The organism is Sphingomonas sp. (assembly GCF_041661825.1).
Taxonomy (GTDB): domain Bacteria; phylum Pseudomonadota; class Alphaproteobacteria; order Sphingomonadales; family Sphingomonadaceae; genus Sphingomonas.
Genome location: NZ_JBAZTU010000004.1, coordinates 720,180 through 737,124, shown reverse-complemented (window position 1 = coordinate 737,124; position 16,945 = coordinate 720,180). Strand labels below are relative to the sequence as shown.

Genomic DNA, 16,945 nt, shown 5'->3' with positions numbered 1-16,945 from the left:
CCATTTCGTTCCATTCGCGCGATGGGATGGTGTGGCCCCGCTCCCCCACCCCGCGCTGCATGCCAGCCATAGCGGCATCTGGATCGCCGACGCTGACGGCACCCGGCCGATCGGGCGCGGCGAAGCGATCCGGATCGCAGCGGATACACCGGTGATCGTGCTCAACGCGCCGCTGATCGCCCAGCGGCTGGGCTATGCCGACCTGTCGGGGCTCGACGTGCTCGAGCTGTTCGCCTTTCTCCGCCCGGCGCGATTCATGGTGCCGACGCCGCGTGGGCTGGCGCGCGAAACCGGGCTGGAGGCGCCCGCGACCGACGCCGAGGTCGCCGCCTTCCTGCGCAGCGCCGCCGAAAAGCTGCTCGACCTGACCTCGGCCGACTGGCCCGAGCGCGAAGGGGCCTGGACCACTGCGCAATCGCTGTTTCGGCTGCGCTGGACCTGGGCACCGGTGGTGGCGGATCGGCTGGCGAAACCTGCAACCGCGGAGCGCTGGCTGTTTTCGAAGCTGCCCGAATGGTCCGAAGTAGCGCCGCGCCCGGCGCCGCGCACCATTACGCTCGACCCGGAGGAAACCCAGGCACGGCTGGCGCACCTGACCGGCAATGGCGCGGAGCAGCGTCCGGGCCAGCGCGCCTTTGCCCAGGCAGCGATGGAAGCGTTCGGCCCGCGCATGGTGCGCGACGCCCCGAACATGGTGCTGGCCGAGGCGGGCACCGGTATCGGCAAGACGCTGGGCTATCTCGCCCCCGCCTCGCTCTGGTCCGAAAAGGCCGGCGGCGCAGTGTGGGTGTCGACCTTCACCAAGGCGCTGCAGCGGCAATTGGGACATGAAAGCGCGCGGCTGTTTCCCGATCCGGAAGTCCGCAAGGCCAAGGTGGTGACGCGCAAGGGACGGGAGAATTATCTCTGCCTGCTCAATCTGGAGGACGCGCTGCAGGGCGGATTCGCCGGGCGCGCCGCGATCCTGGCGCAGCTCGTCGCGCGCTGGGCAGCGTATAGCGCCGACGGCGACATGGTCGGCGGCGATCTGCCCGGCTGGCTGCCCACTTTGTTCCGCCGCAACGGATCGACCGCGCTGACCGACCGGCGCGGCGAATGCGTCTATGCCGGCTGTCCGCATTACCGGAAGTGCTTCATCGAGCGCGCCGCCCGGGCGAGCGCCGAGGCCGATATCGTCATCGCCAACCATGCTTTGGTGATGGTCAATGCCGCGCGCGGCCGCGAGCTGGCGACGCGGCCGACCCGTTATGTGTTCGACGAGGGACACCATATCTTCGACGCGGCGGATTCGATGTTCTCGACCGCACTGACCGGGCAGGAGACGATCGAGCTGCGGCGCTGGATCCTCGGCCCCGAATCGGGCGGGCGCGGGCGACGACGCGGGCTTGCCGCGCGATTGTCCGATGTGGCGAGCTATGATGAGGGCGGCGGGATCGCCATTGCCGAGGCGATCAAGGCAGCGGGCGCGCTCGCCGCGGACGGCTGGCTGCAGCGGCTGAGCGAAGGCGCGCCGTTCGGGCCGATCGAGACCCTGCTCGCGGCGGTGCGTGGCCTCGCTTATGCCCGCGCCGAAGCGCAGGGCGATGCCGGCTACGGTCTGGAGACCGAGCTTGCCGAGCCCGACGCCGCGCTGATCGAGGCGGCAGCACCCGCCGCGCATGCGCTGGACGCGCTGGTGCGGCCGCTCGTCACCCTTGGCCGGCGGCTCGAGGCAGTGCTGGCCGAAGCGCCCGACTGGATGGACGGGCCGGCGCGCGCGCGAATCGAAGGGGCGATCGCCTCGATCGGCTGGCGGGCGGAGACGGTCGCGGCCTGGCTGTCGCTGCTCGCGCGGATCGGCGGACCGGCGACGCCCGATTATGTCGACTGGCTGGCGGTCGACCGGATCGAGGGCCGCGAGTACGATATCGGCCTGCACCGCCACTGGCTCGACCCGAGCAAGCCCTTTGCCGAGACGGTGCTGAAACAGGCGCATGGTGCGCTGGTCACTTCGGCGACGTTGCGCGGGGGCGGCGACTGGGACGTGGCCGAGGCGCGGACGGGCGCCCAGCATCTGATCCGCGGGGCGAGCCGGTTCGAGGCGATCAGCCCCTTCGACTATGCGTCGCAGGCCGAAGTGTTGATCGTGACGGACGTGAAGCGCGGCGACATGGGGGCGCTGGCCAATGCCTATGCGCGGCTGGGTGTCGCGTCCGGCGGCGGCATGCTGGGGCTGTTCACCGCGATCCGGCGGCTGCGCGGGGTACATGCGCGGATCGCGGACCGGCTCGCGCGCGATGGGCTGCCGCTCTATGCCCAGCATGTCGATCCGATCGATACGGGGACTTTGGTCGATATCTTCCGCGACGATGCCTCCGCCTCCCTGCTCGGCACCGATGCGCTGCGCGACGGCGTCGACGTGCCGGGCCGGTCGCTGCGGCTGGTCGTGATGGAAGGCGTGCCCTGGCCCAAGCCGACCGTGCTGCACGCCGCGCGGCGGCTGGCGGGCGGCGGCAGCGCCTATGACGACCGCATCGTGCGGGCGCGGCTGGCGCAGGCGTTCGGTCGGCTGATCCGGCGCGCCGACGATCACGGCATCTTCGTCCTGCTCTCCGCGGCGATGCCGTCGCGGCTGCTGACCGCCTTTCCGCCGGGCGTGACGGTGTCTCGCGTGACCCTGGACGAAGCGGTGGTGCGCGCGGGCCGTCTTCCTTCTGTCAGCCATGTGGGGCATGAGGCCCGCGAGGAAGCCTGACGGAGACGCTTGCCGGGATGAAGACGCTGACGCTCCTTCGCCATGCCAAATCGGGCTGGGACGATCCGGTGCTGCGCGATTTCGATCGGCCGCTCAACGGCAAGGGCAAGCGTGCCGCCCAGCTGGTCGGGCGCAACTGGCGAACCATGGGCCTGCGCTTCGACCAGGTCGTCGCCTCGCCCGCGGTGCGCGTGATGGAGACGATCGAGCAGGTCGCGACCGGATATGGCGCGGCGCTGGCGCCGGCCTGGGACCGGCGCATCTATCTCGCCTCGGCGACAACCCTGCTCGACGTGATCCATGAGCTGCCCGAGGGCGCCGATACGGCGCTGCTGATCGGGCATAATCCCGGGCTGGAGGATCTGGTGCTGCTGCTGGTGCCCGATTCGGACGAGCAGCCGCTGCGCGACGATGTCGAGGTGAAGTTCCCGACCGCGAGCACGGCGCAATTATGTTTCGAGGTCGAATCGTGGCGGGACGTGACGGCGGGCGGTGCGTCGCTGGCGCTGTTCGTGCGGCCGCGTGATCTCGATCCAAGCCTGGGGCCGGATCAGGGTTGAGCTGACGAATACCCTATTGTCGTCATGCCGGACTCGTTCCGGCATCCACCGTTCCGCACGACCTACCGCTGCTGAGAGCATGCGGGTCGGTGGACCCCGGAACAAGTCCGGGGTGACGGCGTGTTTGGTGAAGCGGCATTGCTGAATGGCAGGCGCCGCTACTGCTTCTCCATCTTCTCCTTCAGACTAGCCAGGCCGGCCAATGCGCCGAGCGGCTTCGCCTCTTCCTCGCTGATCACACCCGCCTCCTTCAGCACCGCCGCCGCATTGGGGCCGCGCGGGAAGGGATCGAGCGCGAGCGCCATGGTCTCCGCCGCCGCCTCGCCGAGATCGATCGCGGCGCCATCGAAGCTCATCGTGTCGAGCGCGTCCTCGCTGAGCTCGATCTCGTCGCCTTCAGGCTTGTCGCCGGCGACGAAGCGCAGCGCGACGGGTTCGTCGACCGAAACGGGCAGCGGATCGTCCGTGACGACGCAGGCCTGAACCAGTTTCGCCACCACTTTCCCGCGCGCAACGACGCCGGCGGCATCGCGGCGCAGGCGGAAGGTCCCGACCAGCCGGTCGATCGACTTCAGCCCGAAGCGCGACGCGAGGGCCGCCCGCTCCTCGGCAGTGGCGGAGATGGTGATCTCGCGTTCGCCCTCGCCGATCGTATCGATTCGCTCGAGCCGGGAGAATTCGGGTGCCGTCACGGCAGCTGACCGGCGAGCAGGGCGCCGGTCGGCGTCGCTGCCAGCGACTCGCGCAAGGCAAGCAGCGAATCGCGCGCATGAGCGAGCGCCGCCGCATCGGGCGCCGCGCCGCGATAGAGGTTGCGGACCAGCGCTGCGTCCAGCTCTGCCGGAGTCGTCGCATCGCGAAAGGCGCCGAGCCGGCCGCCGAGCATGCTCATCATCTTGCCGATATGCTTGCCGACGACGATGTCGCCGATGCCGATCTCGCGGAGCTGCCCGTCCATGTCGTCGACGAAACGCTCGGTCAGCTTCGCGCTGGGGCCGGCGGCGACGGGATCGCCCTCCAGCCGCAGCAGGACGAAGGAAAGGACCGTGGCGACCATGTCGAACCGGCCGTCGATCGTGTCGGGAACCCCGCCCGCTTCGTACCAATGGGGCTGGCGGGCGCGCACGATGACCTCGTTATAGAGCGGCAGCGCCTCCTCATCCCGGCTACCGAACAGCTTCGCGATCCATTGCACGTCTCAAGGTCTCCCGCGCGTGCCCTTGTTTGGCCGCGTTCATCCGCATATTGAGGCTGGCGGCGCATGATGCAATGCACTCGCGTTGCCGCGTCGGCGTGCCTGGAGAGTATGATGAGTGTGATTTCCGCCCGCTTGATGATGGGCGCCGCCCTGGGCCTCGCGACGATCGCCGCCGGTGGCTGCACGCCGCTGCGCATGCACCAGGGCTATGTCGTCGATGTCGACCTGGTCAATTCGGTCCAGCCGGGTGTCGACAACCGCCAATCCGTGCTCCAGGTGCTGGGCAAGCCGAGCTTCGCCAGCCAGTTCAACCAGGGCGAATGGTATTATATCGCCCGCGACACACGCAATTTCGCTTACAACAACCCCAAGGTGACGAGCCAGACGACATTGCGCGTCAGCTTCGACGCCAAGGGCAATGTCACCGCCGTGAACCGCACCGGCGCCGAGCAGATCGCGAAGATCAGCCCGTCGGGCGAGAAGACCCCGACGCTCGGCCGCAAGCGCAGCCTCTTCGATGAGCTGTTCGGCAATATCGGCACGGTCGGCGCTGCCGGCATGGGCCCTCCGGGTGGCGACAGCGGCGGTCGCGATACGCCGTAATCCGGCGTTTTTCGCGGTCTCGGGCGGAACCTGCCGCCTTCCCATTCTTTCTATCGCCTGACTGGGTGGTTCGCACCCCGTTCAGCGCGACTCGGCGAAAAGAGTCGCGCGGCAACACCCCCTTCGGGTGTTTCCGGGAGAGAATGGAGAATATCATGCGTAAATTGATCATCCTGACGCTGATGGCCGCGACGGTGCTGCCGACGACGGCGATGGCGCAGTCGAACCGCGAAGTGCGCCAGGACCGGCGTGAGCTTCGCCAGGAACAGCGCGAGTTGAACGATGCCCATCGCCGTGGCGACCGCGGCGATATCCGCGACGAGCGCCGCGACGTCCGCGGGGCCCGTCAGGAGCTGCGCGAGGACGTTCGCGACCGCAACCGCCGTTGGGGCCGCAACGACTGGAACGGCTATCGCAACCAGAATCGCGCGCTCTATTCGCGCGGCAACTGGCGCGCCCCGTTCCGCTACAATGCGTTCCGTCCGGGCGTGCGTATCGGCGCGAGCTATTACGGCCCGCGCTATTTCATCAACGATCCGTGGCGCTATCGCCTCGCGCCGGTCGGCTACAACCAGCGCTGGGTACGTCACTATAACGATGTGCTGCTGGTCGACACCCGCCGCGGCGTCGTGATCGACGTGATCCGCAACTTCTACTGGTAAGAAGATCGTCACGGCCCGGGCGGCGATGTCGCCCGGGCACGGCCGCGTCCGCCTACGGGTGGGCGCGGCCGTTGTCGTTTCAGCGGATGGTGAAGAGCACCTGATCCACCACGCGGCCGCTGATATCGATCAGGCGCAGCCGGTGCTGGCCGGGCGCGGCGAGGATCTGGGGCTGCGAATCGGCTGCGCCCAGATCGCGCTTGTCGAGCAGCAGGCGGTGCGCGGTGACCTCGCCCGAGACCCCGACCGCGAGGCGTTGGCGATCGGGCGGGATATCCGGGTCGATCGCATAGACGCTGCCCGCGACCGGATTGGTGATGCGCGGCCGGCGCGCGGCCTGGGGCGCGGCGGCGACTTCCGTTTGCGCGGTGCCGGTGAGGAAATATTCGAGGCGCGGCTGCTCGACATGGTTGGCGAAGCGGATCGCGCGCTGCTCGATGCCCGCCGGACGCGGCGGCGCCACCACCTTGCGGTCGCTGTTCAGCGCCAGCATCAGATCGCGCCAGACCGGCGCCGCACCGCTGGTGCCCGAGACGGCGCGCATCGGATCGCCCTCCAGATTCCCGACCCAGACCGCCACCGTGTAACGATCCGAAAAGCCGATGCACCAATTGTCGCGCATCGCCTTTGACGTGCCGGTCTTCACTGCCGCCCAGAAAGGGAGGCGCAGTGCCGAATCGAGGCCGAAGGTCGCGGCGCGGGCATTGGGATCGGCCATCATGTCGGCGACCAGCCAGGCGGCCTGGGGCGTGGTGACCTTGCGCGGTGCTTCGTGCGGCGCGTCGGCGGTGAGGCGGAGCGGCGACCAGCGGCCGCCATTGGCGAGGCTGCGATAGGCATCGGCCTGTTCAAGCAACGTGACTTCCGCCGAGCCGAGCGCGAGCGAGAAGCCGTAATATTGGCCGTCCTCGGTCATACCGCGATAGCCGCTGTCCCAGAGCCGGTCGCGGAACGGATCGACCCCGACCAGCAGCAAGGTGCGCACTGCGGGCACATTGAGCGACCCGGCCAGCGCCGAGCGCGCCGAGACCTGGCCCTTGAAGCCGCGATCGTAATTCTGGGGCACGTAGAGGCCGGAGGCGGTGTCGAGCTGGACCGGCGAATCCTCGAGGATCGAGGCGGGGGTGAGATAGCCCTTCTCGATCGCCTGGGCATAGAGAAAGGGCTTCAGGGTCGAGCCCGCCTGGCGATAGGCATTGGCGCCGTCGACCGACCGCGCGGTCGAGGCGCCGCCGATGCCGCCGACATAAGCGAGAACGTCGCCGCTCTGATTGTCGAGCACCACCACTGCGCCATCGCGGGCACGGGCGCCGCCCAGGCCCTGGAGCTGGCGCTTCAGCGCGGTGATGGCGAATTGCTGGATGCGCCGGTCGAGCGTCGTCCTGATGCGCAGGCCCGGTTTCCGGAGCAGGCGATCGGCAAGATGCGGGGCGAGGCCGGGGTCGAGCGCGAGGCTGCGCGTTGGGCCGAGCATCGAGGCGGCCTCGCCGGCGAAGCGGGTGCAGTCCTTTTCGTGCGACAGCGCGCAGGCGCGGCGCGCGACCCTGGTCGAATCGGCCTGGGGATCGGGCAGCAGCGCGGCGAGCAGCAGCGAATCGTCGCGGGCGAGCGCATCGGGCGTCTTGCCGAACAGGCCGAGCGCGGCGGCCCCGATGCCCTGCGCCTCGCCGCGGAAACCGGCGAGGTTGAGATACCCCTCGAGGATCTGGTCCTTGGTCCAGGCGCCCTCGAGCGCCCAGGCCGCGCGCATCTGGCGGATCTTGTCCCACCAGCGCCGCGAGCCCGGCGCGGCGAGATCGGGCGCGAGATAACCTGCAAGCTGCATGGTGATGGTGCTGGCGCCGCGAGCCCGCTCCCCTTGCGCCTTATCGCGCGCCACGCCGACCAGCGCGAGCAGGTCGACGCCGCCATGGCCGAAGAAGCGGCGGTCCTCGGCGGCGACCAGCGTTTCGCGGGTGACGGCGGAGACCTTATCGAGCGGCGTCCAGCCGAGCCGGCGCGCGGCGAAATCGACGCGAGCGCTGTCGATGAGATTGCCGTCGCGGTCGTAGAGCCACGCTTCAGACGGGTGCCAGGCAGTGCGGACCTGGACATAACCGGGGAGTGGTGGCGGCAGGGTGACGTAGTCCAGGCTGGCATAGATCAGGGCGACCAGGCCGATGCCGGCGAAGGTCATGCCGGTCCTTGTGCGCAGTGCCGCCCACCACCGTTCGGGCTGAATTTCCCGCACCCTCGCCTTCGCCTTCCCGACCCGGTCGAGAAGGTAGGAGCCGCCCTTCGACAGGCTCAGGGCGAACGGCGATGGTTGGTCGGGCTCTCCCATCCGGTCACCGCTGCGCCACCGTCATCGGCGCATTGGGCAGCTGGGCGCGGATCGCGGGTGAATACATCGCCTCGACCCGCGACGGCGGCAGGTTGAACCGGCCCGCGCCGTTGAGGCGGACCAGATAGCTGACCGTCAGCTTGCCCTTGGGCAGCCAGGAGAAGAAAGCGCGCCACGAATCATTGCCGCGCTCGATATAAGCGAGCTGGGCGCCGACCTCGACGTTCCAGAGCTTGCCCTCGCCATCCTGCGCGACGAAATCGAAGCCGCCGCCATCGCTGCCTTGATCGGCGAGGATCTTCGACTGGCCGCCGAGATCGCCGATGATGGTGCCGCCGGCCGGGACCGGATCGTCGATCACCACCCAGTTGCGCTCCGCCGTCGCCTCGACCGTGATCGTCACCTTCACGACATCGCCCCGCGTCAGCACGCCCTTGGTGCGCGCCTGCACCACATCGAGTTTGCGCGACATGCGATAGCCCGCGTTGAGCGGCTTGGTCAGCGGCACCGCGGCCGAGACCGAGACGCTCGCCCAGGGGCCCGCGCCGCCCGATTGCGACAGGCGCAGCGGGGTCTGGGCGGCGGGGAGCGGGAAGCTTGCCTGGCGCAGGTCGACGGTGAGCGGCCACGCCTTGGAGATGGTGCGGCTGCCCAGCACGAGCGAGGTCGTGCCGGCGATCGCCTCGGCCGGGTAGAGCGTCGCGAACTTGCGCGCGGCGACGGTACCCCAGGCATTGGCGGTGGTCGTGTCCCAATGGCCGCGGACCTGGCGCAGCGAGACGCCGACCATCATCTTCGGCGCATCGTCCTGCCAGCCGGGCCGGCCGAGCGTGGCGAGCAGCGCCTTGATCGAGGCCTCGTCGCTCGACGACATCAGCCACCAGGCCGAGCTCGACGCATCGGTCAGGTCGAGCCGCGTGCCCTCATAGGCAATGCGCGACCGGATCACCGCTTCGGCCGCTGCTTTCAGCGCCGTGCCGTTGGCGAGGCCGGGGACCTTGTCGAGCGCCATCAGATAATCCGCGACGCTCGCCGTCGGCATCTCCTTGGGGGTGATGCTGATCTGGCCGAGCATCGCCGGCGTCGCCGCGCCGGCCCGGGCCAGCGCAGTGAAGGCAGCGACCTTCTCCAGGCGAACATCGCCATAGGTCTCGTGCCGCAAGCGGCCGTCAAGCACTGCCTTCAGCCCCTCGATCATGCGCGTGCGCGACGCCTCGGGGATCGGCAGGCCGGCGTCCGCGGTCAGCGACAGGACGTAGGCGGTGAGGATCTCCGAGCCCTCGAGCGTGTCCGACGGCCAGAAACGCAGCAACCCGTCCGACGCCTGATAGGTCGGGATCGCCCCGGCCAGCGCCGTCCAGCCCGCCGAATCGCCCAAGGCGACGATCCGCGACAGGCGCTGTTCGAAACAATCATAGGGATAGGCCGACATGAAGGCGCGCACCCCGGCGAGCGGCGGGGCGAGCGTGTCGTCGAGCTTGATATCCACCGTGCCGCGACCCGGCAGCGCGCCTGCGGGTGGGGCAATGGGGATCATCGTGTCGGTACCGACCCGGGTCAGCGTCGCCGCCCAGACCTCGACGGGCACCGCCGGGATGACGTCCTGGTTGACCGTCAATTTGTCCACTGCCTTGCCGTCTTCAGTCCTGGCACTGACCTGCCAGCGGAGGTTGGTGACATTGCCGGGGGCCGTGAGATTCCAGGCGACCGGCGTCGCGCCGCCCGCCGGGATGATCACGGTCAGCGGCTTGCCCTGCGCGACACGCGGGGTGACGTCGACCGTGGCGGTGACCTTCATCGGCTTGTCCGAGCCGTTTCGGAGCGTGAAGCCCGCCGCGAAATAATCGCCGGTGCGCACCAGAGGCGGGATACCGGCGAAGATCGACAGGTCCTGCGCGGTCCTGACGCTCGCCATGCCGGTGCCGAACAATTGCGCGCCGTCAGTGGCGATGGCGACCAGCTTGAACGAGGACAGGGCGTCGCTGAGTAGGACGGGCACACGGGCATGGCCCTGCGCATCGAGCGCGACCCGGCCCTTCCATAGCAGCACCGGCTGGAAATTCTCGCGGTTGAGGCCCGACATGTCGTTGCCGCCGCCGCCGCCGGCTTCGACTGCCTTGCGACCGTAATGGCGCTTGCCGACGACCTGCATCTGCGCGGTCGAGGTGAGCACCGAGAGCGAGCGTTCGCCCATCATCGCGGTCAGCACGTCCCAGCTTTCATTGGGCGCGAGCTGGAGGATCGCCTCGTCGACCGCGACGAAAGCGACATCGGCGGTGGCCGCCGGCTTGCCGTCGGGACTCTTCACCTGGACATCGACCTGCGCGGTGTCGCGTGCGGCATATTTCTCCTTGTCGGCCTTGACCGCGACCTGGAGCTGATGCGCCTCCCAGCCGACCTTCACCTTGGTCATGCCGAGGCGGTACGCGGGCTTGGCGAGGTCGACCAGCGCGGTCGGCTCGGGCGCCGCGGGGGGCCCGCTGGCAAGGCCGAGGCTCTGGGCGATGCCGTGGATCCAGCTCCAGAAGCCGCCTTCGACGCGCCCGCGCACCGCCATGACCGACACGAACACATCGGGCGCGTAGCTACCCGGCATCTTGACCTCGACCACCGGATCGGTGCCCGACAGGGTCGTGACATAAGAGGAAAGCACGCCCTCGCGCTCGACGGTGACCAGCGCCGTCGCCTCGCGGAACGGCATGCGGACCTGGAAGCGCGCGGTTTCGCCGGCCTTATAGGCAGTCTTTTCGGGCACGACGTCCATGCGGTCGCCATTGTCGCCGCCGAACCACCAGTCGTCGTCACCGGCGAGCCAGACCGAACGGGTGGCGCGCGCGACATTGCCATTGGCGTCCGTCGTCGTCGCGACGGCATAGACCTCGCCCGAGACGCCGGGATCGGCCTTGCACTGGGCAAGCCCCTGCGCGTCGGTCGTCGCGGTGCAGGTCCCCGCAAGCTTCTCCGTCTTCATCTGGTTGTCATAGGCGTAGAAACCGCCGATCAGCCGGCGCCGCGCGGTCAGGATCTTGCGGCTGTACAGCGCGACCGAGATCTTCTGGTTGGCGATCGGCTTGCCCGAGGTGTCGAGCGCGACGAAACGCAGGCGCAGATCGTCCTGCTTCATCAGCCAGCCATCGGTCTTGACCCCGACCTGAACCGCCGAGGGGAAGATCGGGATGCGGCGCGATGCGGTCAGCACCTCGCCATTCGCATCCTGATAATCCATCTCGACCAGCATGTCGGTCGCGCCGTCGAGCGCCTGGGGCACCTCGATCACCGATTTGGCGGTGCCGTCGCCGCCAAGCGTGGCGGGCAGAGTCTGGGTCGGCGGCAGCGGGGTCTGTTCCTCCTCGCCGTCGCCGTCGAGCGGCTTGGTGCCTTCCTGCACCGCGTTGCCGCCGAAGCTGTAGCCGTCATAACCCTCGGGCGTGGTGCTTCGCCCGAAATAGCCGACACGCAGGTCGACCGGCAGGTTGGAGGCGCCGCCGCCCGAAAGATAGCCGACGAACAGGTCGAGCGGCAGCGTCTTGGGCCTGACCGCGGCTTCCTTCGGCCCAGTCACCGTCGCGCGCATGGTCGGCAATTTGTGGACGTCGACCTTGAACGATTGCGACGTGTAGATCGTCTTGTCGCCGACGATCACCTGCAAATCGTAATCGCCCATCGGCGCGCCCTGCGGGGCGGTCCAGCTCGATTCGCCGATGCCATTGGCATCGATCTTGAGCGGCATGTCGAACTGGGTGTCCGACCCGCGATGCGACAGGCGAAGCGTTCCTTCCAGCGCCGGCGCCATGCCGAAGCCCGCACCGATCGACGTGCGCAGGATATGCTTCATGTTGATCGTCTCGCCCTGGCGGAGCAGTGCGCGATCGAACACGGTGTGGAGGATGTCGCCCTTGGCCTCATAGCCATAGGGCAGGTCGAAATCATACGGCCGGATGCCGTCGCCCCATGCGGTAAGGGTGAAGCTGAAATCCTCACCCTCGCGCGCCGAGACCATCAAAGGATGCGAGCTGCCGCTTTCGCAGCTGCCATAGGTTTCCGGCTCGGGCAGGCCCTGCGGCACGAACACGCCGCCGCTGGCATCGGTGGTGCCGCGCGCGAACTGCTCGCCGGTGCAGCTGTCGGTGATGCGCACCGTGGCGCCGGCGACGGGCTTGCCGGTGTCGAGCCGGGTCACCCAGGCAAGGCTCCGCTCCCGGCCCCATTTGAAATGCACCGCCATGTTGGTGACGAGCGCCGCCGAGGCGACGTAGCGCGGTGCCTTGCGCCCGAGCAACGCCTGGCCGAGCACCGGGCTGGCCAGCTCCACCACATAGAATCCGGGCTTGCCGAGCGGGATGCCGACGACCTCGAAATCCTTGCCCTTGCCAGGCAGGCCGACCTGGAGCGGCGCACCGCCGGCATCAGCGAGGATCGACTTCGAGCCGGTGTCGTTGATCGTGACCGATTCCTTGCCCTGTTTCTCCTCATGGCTCGCATAATCATCGGCATCATCGACCGTACGCAGCCATTCGGCGACCTTGCCGTCCGATCCGTCGACGCGCAGCGACTTGCCTGCGATCGCCGTGCTGAGCCCCTGGAGCGAGGGCTCCACATTGCGGACGGTGACGGGCAGCACGCCCTGTTCCTTCGCCTCGAGGATGCCGAAGGGGGCGGCGAACTTCACCAGCGGCGGCGCCTCGTCGAAACGCACGTCGAGCGGGAAGCGCTCGGCATTGGCCAGCACGCGCCCACTCTCGTCCTTGACGTCGGCGGGCAGGGTCAGCTTGGCGGCGGTCGCCGGCGGCAAGGGCGCGGAGAAAGTGATGTCGCTGATCGTCGCTTTCTTCTTCTCGTCCTTGTCGAACACCGGCGCGATCGCCTTGCCGTCAGCGGTGGTGATGCGGATCTGCTCCGCCAGGCTCATCGCGATCGGCGCGGTGAAGCGGACATGCGCTGCCTCGACCGGGCTGCACCCCGCCTGCGCATTGACGCGCGAGCATTCGAAGCGCGCGGTGAAGGGTTTGCGCACGGTGTAATCGAAGCGCTGATCGGTGCCGGCGAGCTTGCCGCCTGCGCCGGCGATGTTCGCGCCCCAGACGAGCGCCATATCGCGGCCCGGGGGCAGCGGGCGGCGGCATTTCAGCGCGGTGACCGTGGCAAAGGCTTTCTGCTTGTCGGCCGCGTCGGTCGGCACCGTCGCGGGCAGGCCGGCACTTTCCAGGAAGCTGCGGACGTTCCAATTGTCAGTCCCCATCTCGCCCAGCAGCTTGCCGGGGAGGTCGGCCGCAAGCACGTCGACCGGGATCTTCTCGCCGATGCCGTCGACGGCGCAATAGGCATTGGCGCCGATCGAGGCAGCGGTGGCGGGCATGTTGGCGGCGACGAGGAAGACCTGGTCCTCCTCGATCTCCCCGCCATATTGTCCAGGCATCACGGCGCGCGCGACCGGGCCGCCGGCATCGACCTTGAATTCCTGCTGGCCGGTGACGGCGTAGCCCGACACGCTCTTCAACCCGCTCTTCACCGCAAAACTACACGTCGTGCCGCCGGGCAGCCCGCTGCCGAATTCATAGACATAGGTCTGCGGATCGACCCAGCGCCCCTCGCCCTCGACCGCGCAGGTGACGCCGAATGGCGACGGTGCGCGCGGGTCGCCGAGCGGCACCATCGGCTGGCTGAAGCGCGCAGTGAAGGACCGGATCGAGCCGCCATCCCCGACGCCGGGGGTCGCCATCACGACCTGGGGGCTGTTGTCGCCGAGCGCGGCGACGGGGGCGACCGCCAGAGCGAGGAGTGCCAGACGCAGTGCGAGCTTCATCGAACTCTCTCCCGGAAGTCGACCACAGGCTAAGGCGCGATACGGGTTCAAGTCCAGCCGGAAGTAACGGCCTCATGACGCCAAATACCGGACATCCCTGCCGCCATTTGCCGCGAACCGCCGGCAACGAGCCATATTCTCGGCCTTTCGCTTTCCGCGGCGCGCCGAACAGGATATCCGCCTTGGGCAATGGACATCTATCTGCCCATCGCCAATCTCTCGGTGAACGCGCTCGTCATCGTCCTGCTCGGCGGGGGTGTCGGGCTGCTGTCCGGCATGTTCGGGGTCGGCGGCGGATTCCTGACCACACCGCTGCTGATCGTCTACGGCATCCCGCCGACCGTCGCCGCGGCCTCCGCCGCGAGCCAGGTGACCGGCGCGAGCGTGTCGGGCGTGTTCGCGCATATCCGGCGCGGCGGGGTCGATACCAAGATGGGCGGCGTGCTCGTCGCGGGCGGCCTGGTCGGGTCGCTCTTCGGTGGCTGGCTGTTCAAACTGCTCCAGGCAAGCGGCCAGATCGATACGGTGATCGCCATCGTCTATGTGCTGATGCTCGGTTCGATCGGCGGGCTGATGGCGCAGGAAAGCTGGACGGCGATCCATGCCAGCCGTACCGGCGCGCCGCCGCGCCCGCGCAAGCGCCGGCACCATCCGCTGGTCGCGGCGCTGCCGCTACGGACACGCTTCTACCGTTCGGGCCTGTACATCTCGCCGCTCGCACCGCTGCTGCTCGGCTTCTTCGTCGGCATCCTGACCATGCTGCTCGGTATCGGCGGCGGCTTCATCCTGGTGCCGGCGATGCTCTATCTCCTCGGCATGACCACGCAGGTCGTGGTCGGCACCTCGCTGTTCCAGACCCTGTTCGTCACCGCGATGGCGACGATGGTCCATGCCACCACGACAAAAGCCGTCGATATCGTGCTGGCCGCCTTGCTGCTGCTCGGATCGGTCGCGGGCGCGCAGGTCGGCGCGCGGTTCGCGACCAAGGTGAAGCCGGAATATCTGCGCCTCGCGCTCGCGGTCATCGTGCTGCTCGTCGCCTTCCGCATCGCACTCGGCCTGGGCTGGCGCCCGGACGAAATCTATTCAGTTGAGCTGTCGTGAAAAGATTGCTCCTTCTACTGCTGGTCCCGCTGCTGATGGGCCAGACTAAACCGGCGACCCAGCCCAAGCCCGTGCTAGTCCCCGACGTCTCCCAGCGCGATATCGAAATCGCTTACAGCTTCACCGGCGCCGAGTTGCTGCTGTTCGGGGCGATCCTCTATCCCGGCGGGCGGCTGCCCGATGACGACAAGCCGACCGATATCGTCGTGGTGGTGAAGGGGCCGGTCCAGTCGATCCTGGTGCGCGAGAAGGAGAAGGTGGCGGGCATCTGGGTCAATGCCGCCCGGCTACGCTATCGTTCCGCCCCGAGCTTCTACGCGATCGCCTCGTCGCGGCCGATCGCCAGTCTTGTCGATGAGCGGACTCAGGCGATCTACGAGTTGGGCCTGAACAGCCTGCAGCTCTCCCCGGCAAGCAGCGCGCCCACCGAGGAACAGGACCGATTCGCGCGCGGGCTGGTCGACCTCAAGCGCCGCTCCGGCCTGTATTTCGAAGCGCCCGGCGCCGTGGAGATCACGGACGGCGTGCTGTACCGTGCCCGCGTGACCATTCCGGCGCGCGTACCGGTCGGGCGCTTCACGGCGGAAACCTTCCTGATCCGCGACGGTCGCGTGCTGGCGGCGGCAACGCGCGATATCGACATCCGCAAATCGGGCTTCGAGCGTTTCGTCGCGCGCTCGGCCGACCGCTGGTCCTTCACCTACGGGCTGACCGCCGTCGCGCTGTCGATCCTGTTCGGGTGGACCGCGGGATGGGTGGCGCGGCGTTTCTAGAACGGAATTCGGGTCAGGCCAGCCCAGGTCGTCACCCGGGATTTGGTCCGAGATCGCCGAATCGACCTGAACGGCCGCGTTGGGCGCATTTGCGCCTCGCTGTTGCGGCTATGCGGCGAGCAGATAATTGTGTGGTAATTTCCAGACGAGGGTTACGCTGCTTGCTTATCGCCGAATCGGGGGAGAGTCGAAAATGCGCCTTTCGGTGGAAGAAATGGACGCGATTCTGCTCGCAAATATCGACCTCCTGAAAAACGATGCCGATGCGGTAGCACTTGAATTCGATGTCGCAGAAGATGGAGATGTTCAAGGATTAGTACTCGTCCATCGTGACCCCGCCAAGAAATCATCTTCATTCCTAAGTTTGGCAAAAACGATTTCCGGGTTCGCTTCCCTGCCGCTTCGCATCGAGCAGGGGGAGGTACCGAATGAGGAAATCACCACCATCGATGTCGAGCCCTTGCACCGGGAGGCCCTACTTGCAGCTAGAGCGGGCCTGGCTGGCACGAGAGTTTGCGAAGGCGGTGGCTGCGGCACGCTTTGCTTGTCGGGCGGGAGCATTTCTCTTTTGCATGAAGGGAGGAGCTGCGGGACCGACAAGCGATTCCTTCTTTCGAACTCGCATGTCTTTCACCGATCCGGGGGCACCGTGAACGCCGCGGGCGAAGCGATCGGCATCGTGTCGTGCGTGTTCGACCTGGAGGCCGAAACAACCTTCGACGCTGGCGTTGCCGAGGCCAATGAAAGAGTACCACCAGAAAACGCATTCAAGGTGTTCAACCCAGAAGGCGCACCCTTGGAGATCAGCGGACTGAGAACGGCTCAGTTGGGCATGCCCATTGCAAAGATGGGGATGGTTTCCGGATGGACGGAAGGCAGGATCGGCTCGCCCACGATCACGCGCGTTGAAGGTCACAATGCGCTGTATCCGAGCTGGAAAGCGACTTACCGCTCGCGGGCCGGTGATTCGGGGTCGCCGATCCTGTTCGAGGACGTCGACGGGAAATGGTACCTTGTCGGCATTCACTTCTCATCGGGTCCGAGGTTCCAGTCTTGGAACAATGTCGAGATTTCGGTGTCTCGCGATTGAAACCCCGCCGCGGAACTACTGAATCAAATACCTGACGCAGCCCGGCCCGACTGCCCTCAAAATGGTCGCTTATGCGATGTCACCCCTGCCCCGGC

General features: G+C 67.7%; 11 protein-coding genes. 7 read left to right on the top strand and 4 right to left on the bottom strand.

Annotated elements, in window-relative coordinates:
• Window positions 1–31 precede the first annotated feature (31 nt).
• Both WC729_RS22200 and WC729_RS22195 read left to right on the top strand, forming a co-directional pair.
• On the top strand, window positions 32–2,734 hold the full coding sequence (locus tag WC729_RS22200) for an ATP-dependent DNA helicase (protein WP_372856599.1): 2,703 nt from the start codon (window positions 32–34) through the stop codon (window positions 2,732–2,734).
• A 17-nt stretch (window positions 2,735–2,751) separates the two neighbouring features.
• Window positions 2,752–3,294, top strand: a complete 543-nt coding sequence (locus tag WC729_RS22195; RefSeq protein ID WP_372856598.1) for a histidine phosphatase family protein — start codon at window positions 2,752–2,754, stop codon at window positions 3,292–3,294.
• A 158-nt stretch (window positions 3,295–3,452) separates the two neighbouring features.
• Here the strand turns inward: WC729_RS22195 and WC729_RS22190 are convergent, their stop codons facing one another.
• Both WC729_RS22190 and WC729_RS22185 read right to left on the bottom strand, forming a co-directional pair.
• Window positions 3,453–3,986 (bottom strand): DUF177 domain-containing protein, encoded by a 534-nt coding sequence (locus WC729_RS22190; RefSeq protein WP_372856597.1) that lies wholly within the window; start codon window positions 3,984–3,986, stop codon window positions 3,453–3,455.
• Window positions 3,983–4,489 carry a ubiquinol-cytochrome C chaperone family protein gene (locus WC729_RS22185; RefSeq protein WP_372856596.1) on the bottom strand — a complete coding sequence of 169 codons (507 nt, stop codon included), beginning with the start codon at window positions 4,487–4,489 and terminating at the stop codon, window positions 3,983–3,985. Before WC729_RS22185 ends, WC729_RS22190 begins: the two co-directional genes overlap by 4 nt.
• Before the next feature lie 114 nt (window positions 4,490–4,603).
• On the opposite strand from WC729_RS22185, the gene WC729_RS22180 reads away from it, so the two are divergent.
• Together WC729_RS22180 and WC729_RS22175 are read left to right on the top strand one after the other, a co-directional pair.
• Entirely contained in the window at window positions 4,604–5,095 is a 492-nt protein-coding gene (locus WC729_RS22180; RefSeq protein ID WP_372856595.1) for an outer membrane protein assembly factor BamE, read from the top strand.
• 155 nt (window positions 5,096–5,250) lie between these two features.
• Window positions 5,251–5,757, top strand: a complete 507-nt coding sequence (locus WC729_RS22175) for an RcnB family protein (protein ID WP_372856594.1) — start codon at window positions 5,251–5,253, stop codon at window positions 5,755–5,757.
• 79 nt (window positions 5,758–5,836) lie between these two features.
• On the opposite strand, the gene pbpC is transcribed toward WC729_RS22175, so the two are convergent.
• On the bottom strand, window positions 5,837–7,933 hold the full coding sequence (gene pbpC / locus WC729_RS22170; protein ID WP_372856655.1) for a penicillin-binding protein 1C: 2,097 nt from the start codon (window positions 7,931–7,933) through the stop codon (window positions 5,837–5,839).
• A 151-nt stretch (window positions 7,934–8,084) separates the two neighbouring features.
• Complete coding sequence (locus WC729_RS22165) at window positions 8,085–13,883, bottom strand: alpha-2-macroglobulin (protein WP_372856593.1); 5,799 nt, start codon at window positions 13,881–13,883, stop codon at window positions 8,085–8,087.
• Between the two features lie 189 nt (window positions 13,884–14,072).
• On the opposite strand from WC729_RS22165, the gene WC729_RS22160 reads away from it, so the two are divergent.
• The 3 genes from WC729_RS22160 to WC729_RS22150 all read left to right on the top strand — a co-directional run bounded on the left by WC729_RS22160 (window position 14,073) and on the right by WC729_RS22150 (window position 16,850).
• The gene (locus WC729_RS22160) at window positions 14,073–14,987 is read left to right on the top strand and encodes a sulfite exporter TauE/SafE family protein (protein ID WP_372856592.1); all 915 of its coding nucleotides are present in this window, start codon (window positions 14,073–14,075) and stop codon (window positions 14,985–14,987) included.
• Window positions 14,988–15,022: 35 nt separating this feature from the next.
• Window positions 15,023–15,760: a TIGR02186 family protein gene (locus tag WC729_RS22155; RefSeq protein WP_372856654.1), complete on the top strand. Its 738-nt coding sequence runs from the start codon at window positions 15,023–15,025 to the stop codon at window positions 15,758–15,760.
• A 193-nt stretch (window positions 15,761–15,953) separates the two neighbouring features.
• Window positions 15,954–16,850 (top strand): hypothetical protein, encoded by an 897-nt coding sequence (locus tag WC729_RS22150; protein WP_372856591.1) that lies wholly within the window; start codon window positions 15,954–15,956, stop codon window positions 16,848–16,850.
• The last annotated feature ends 95 nt before the right edge of the window (window positions 16,851–16,945 follow it).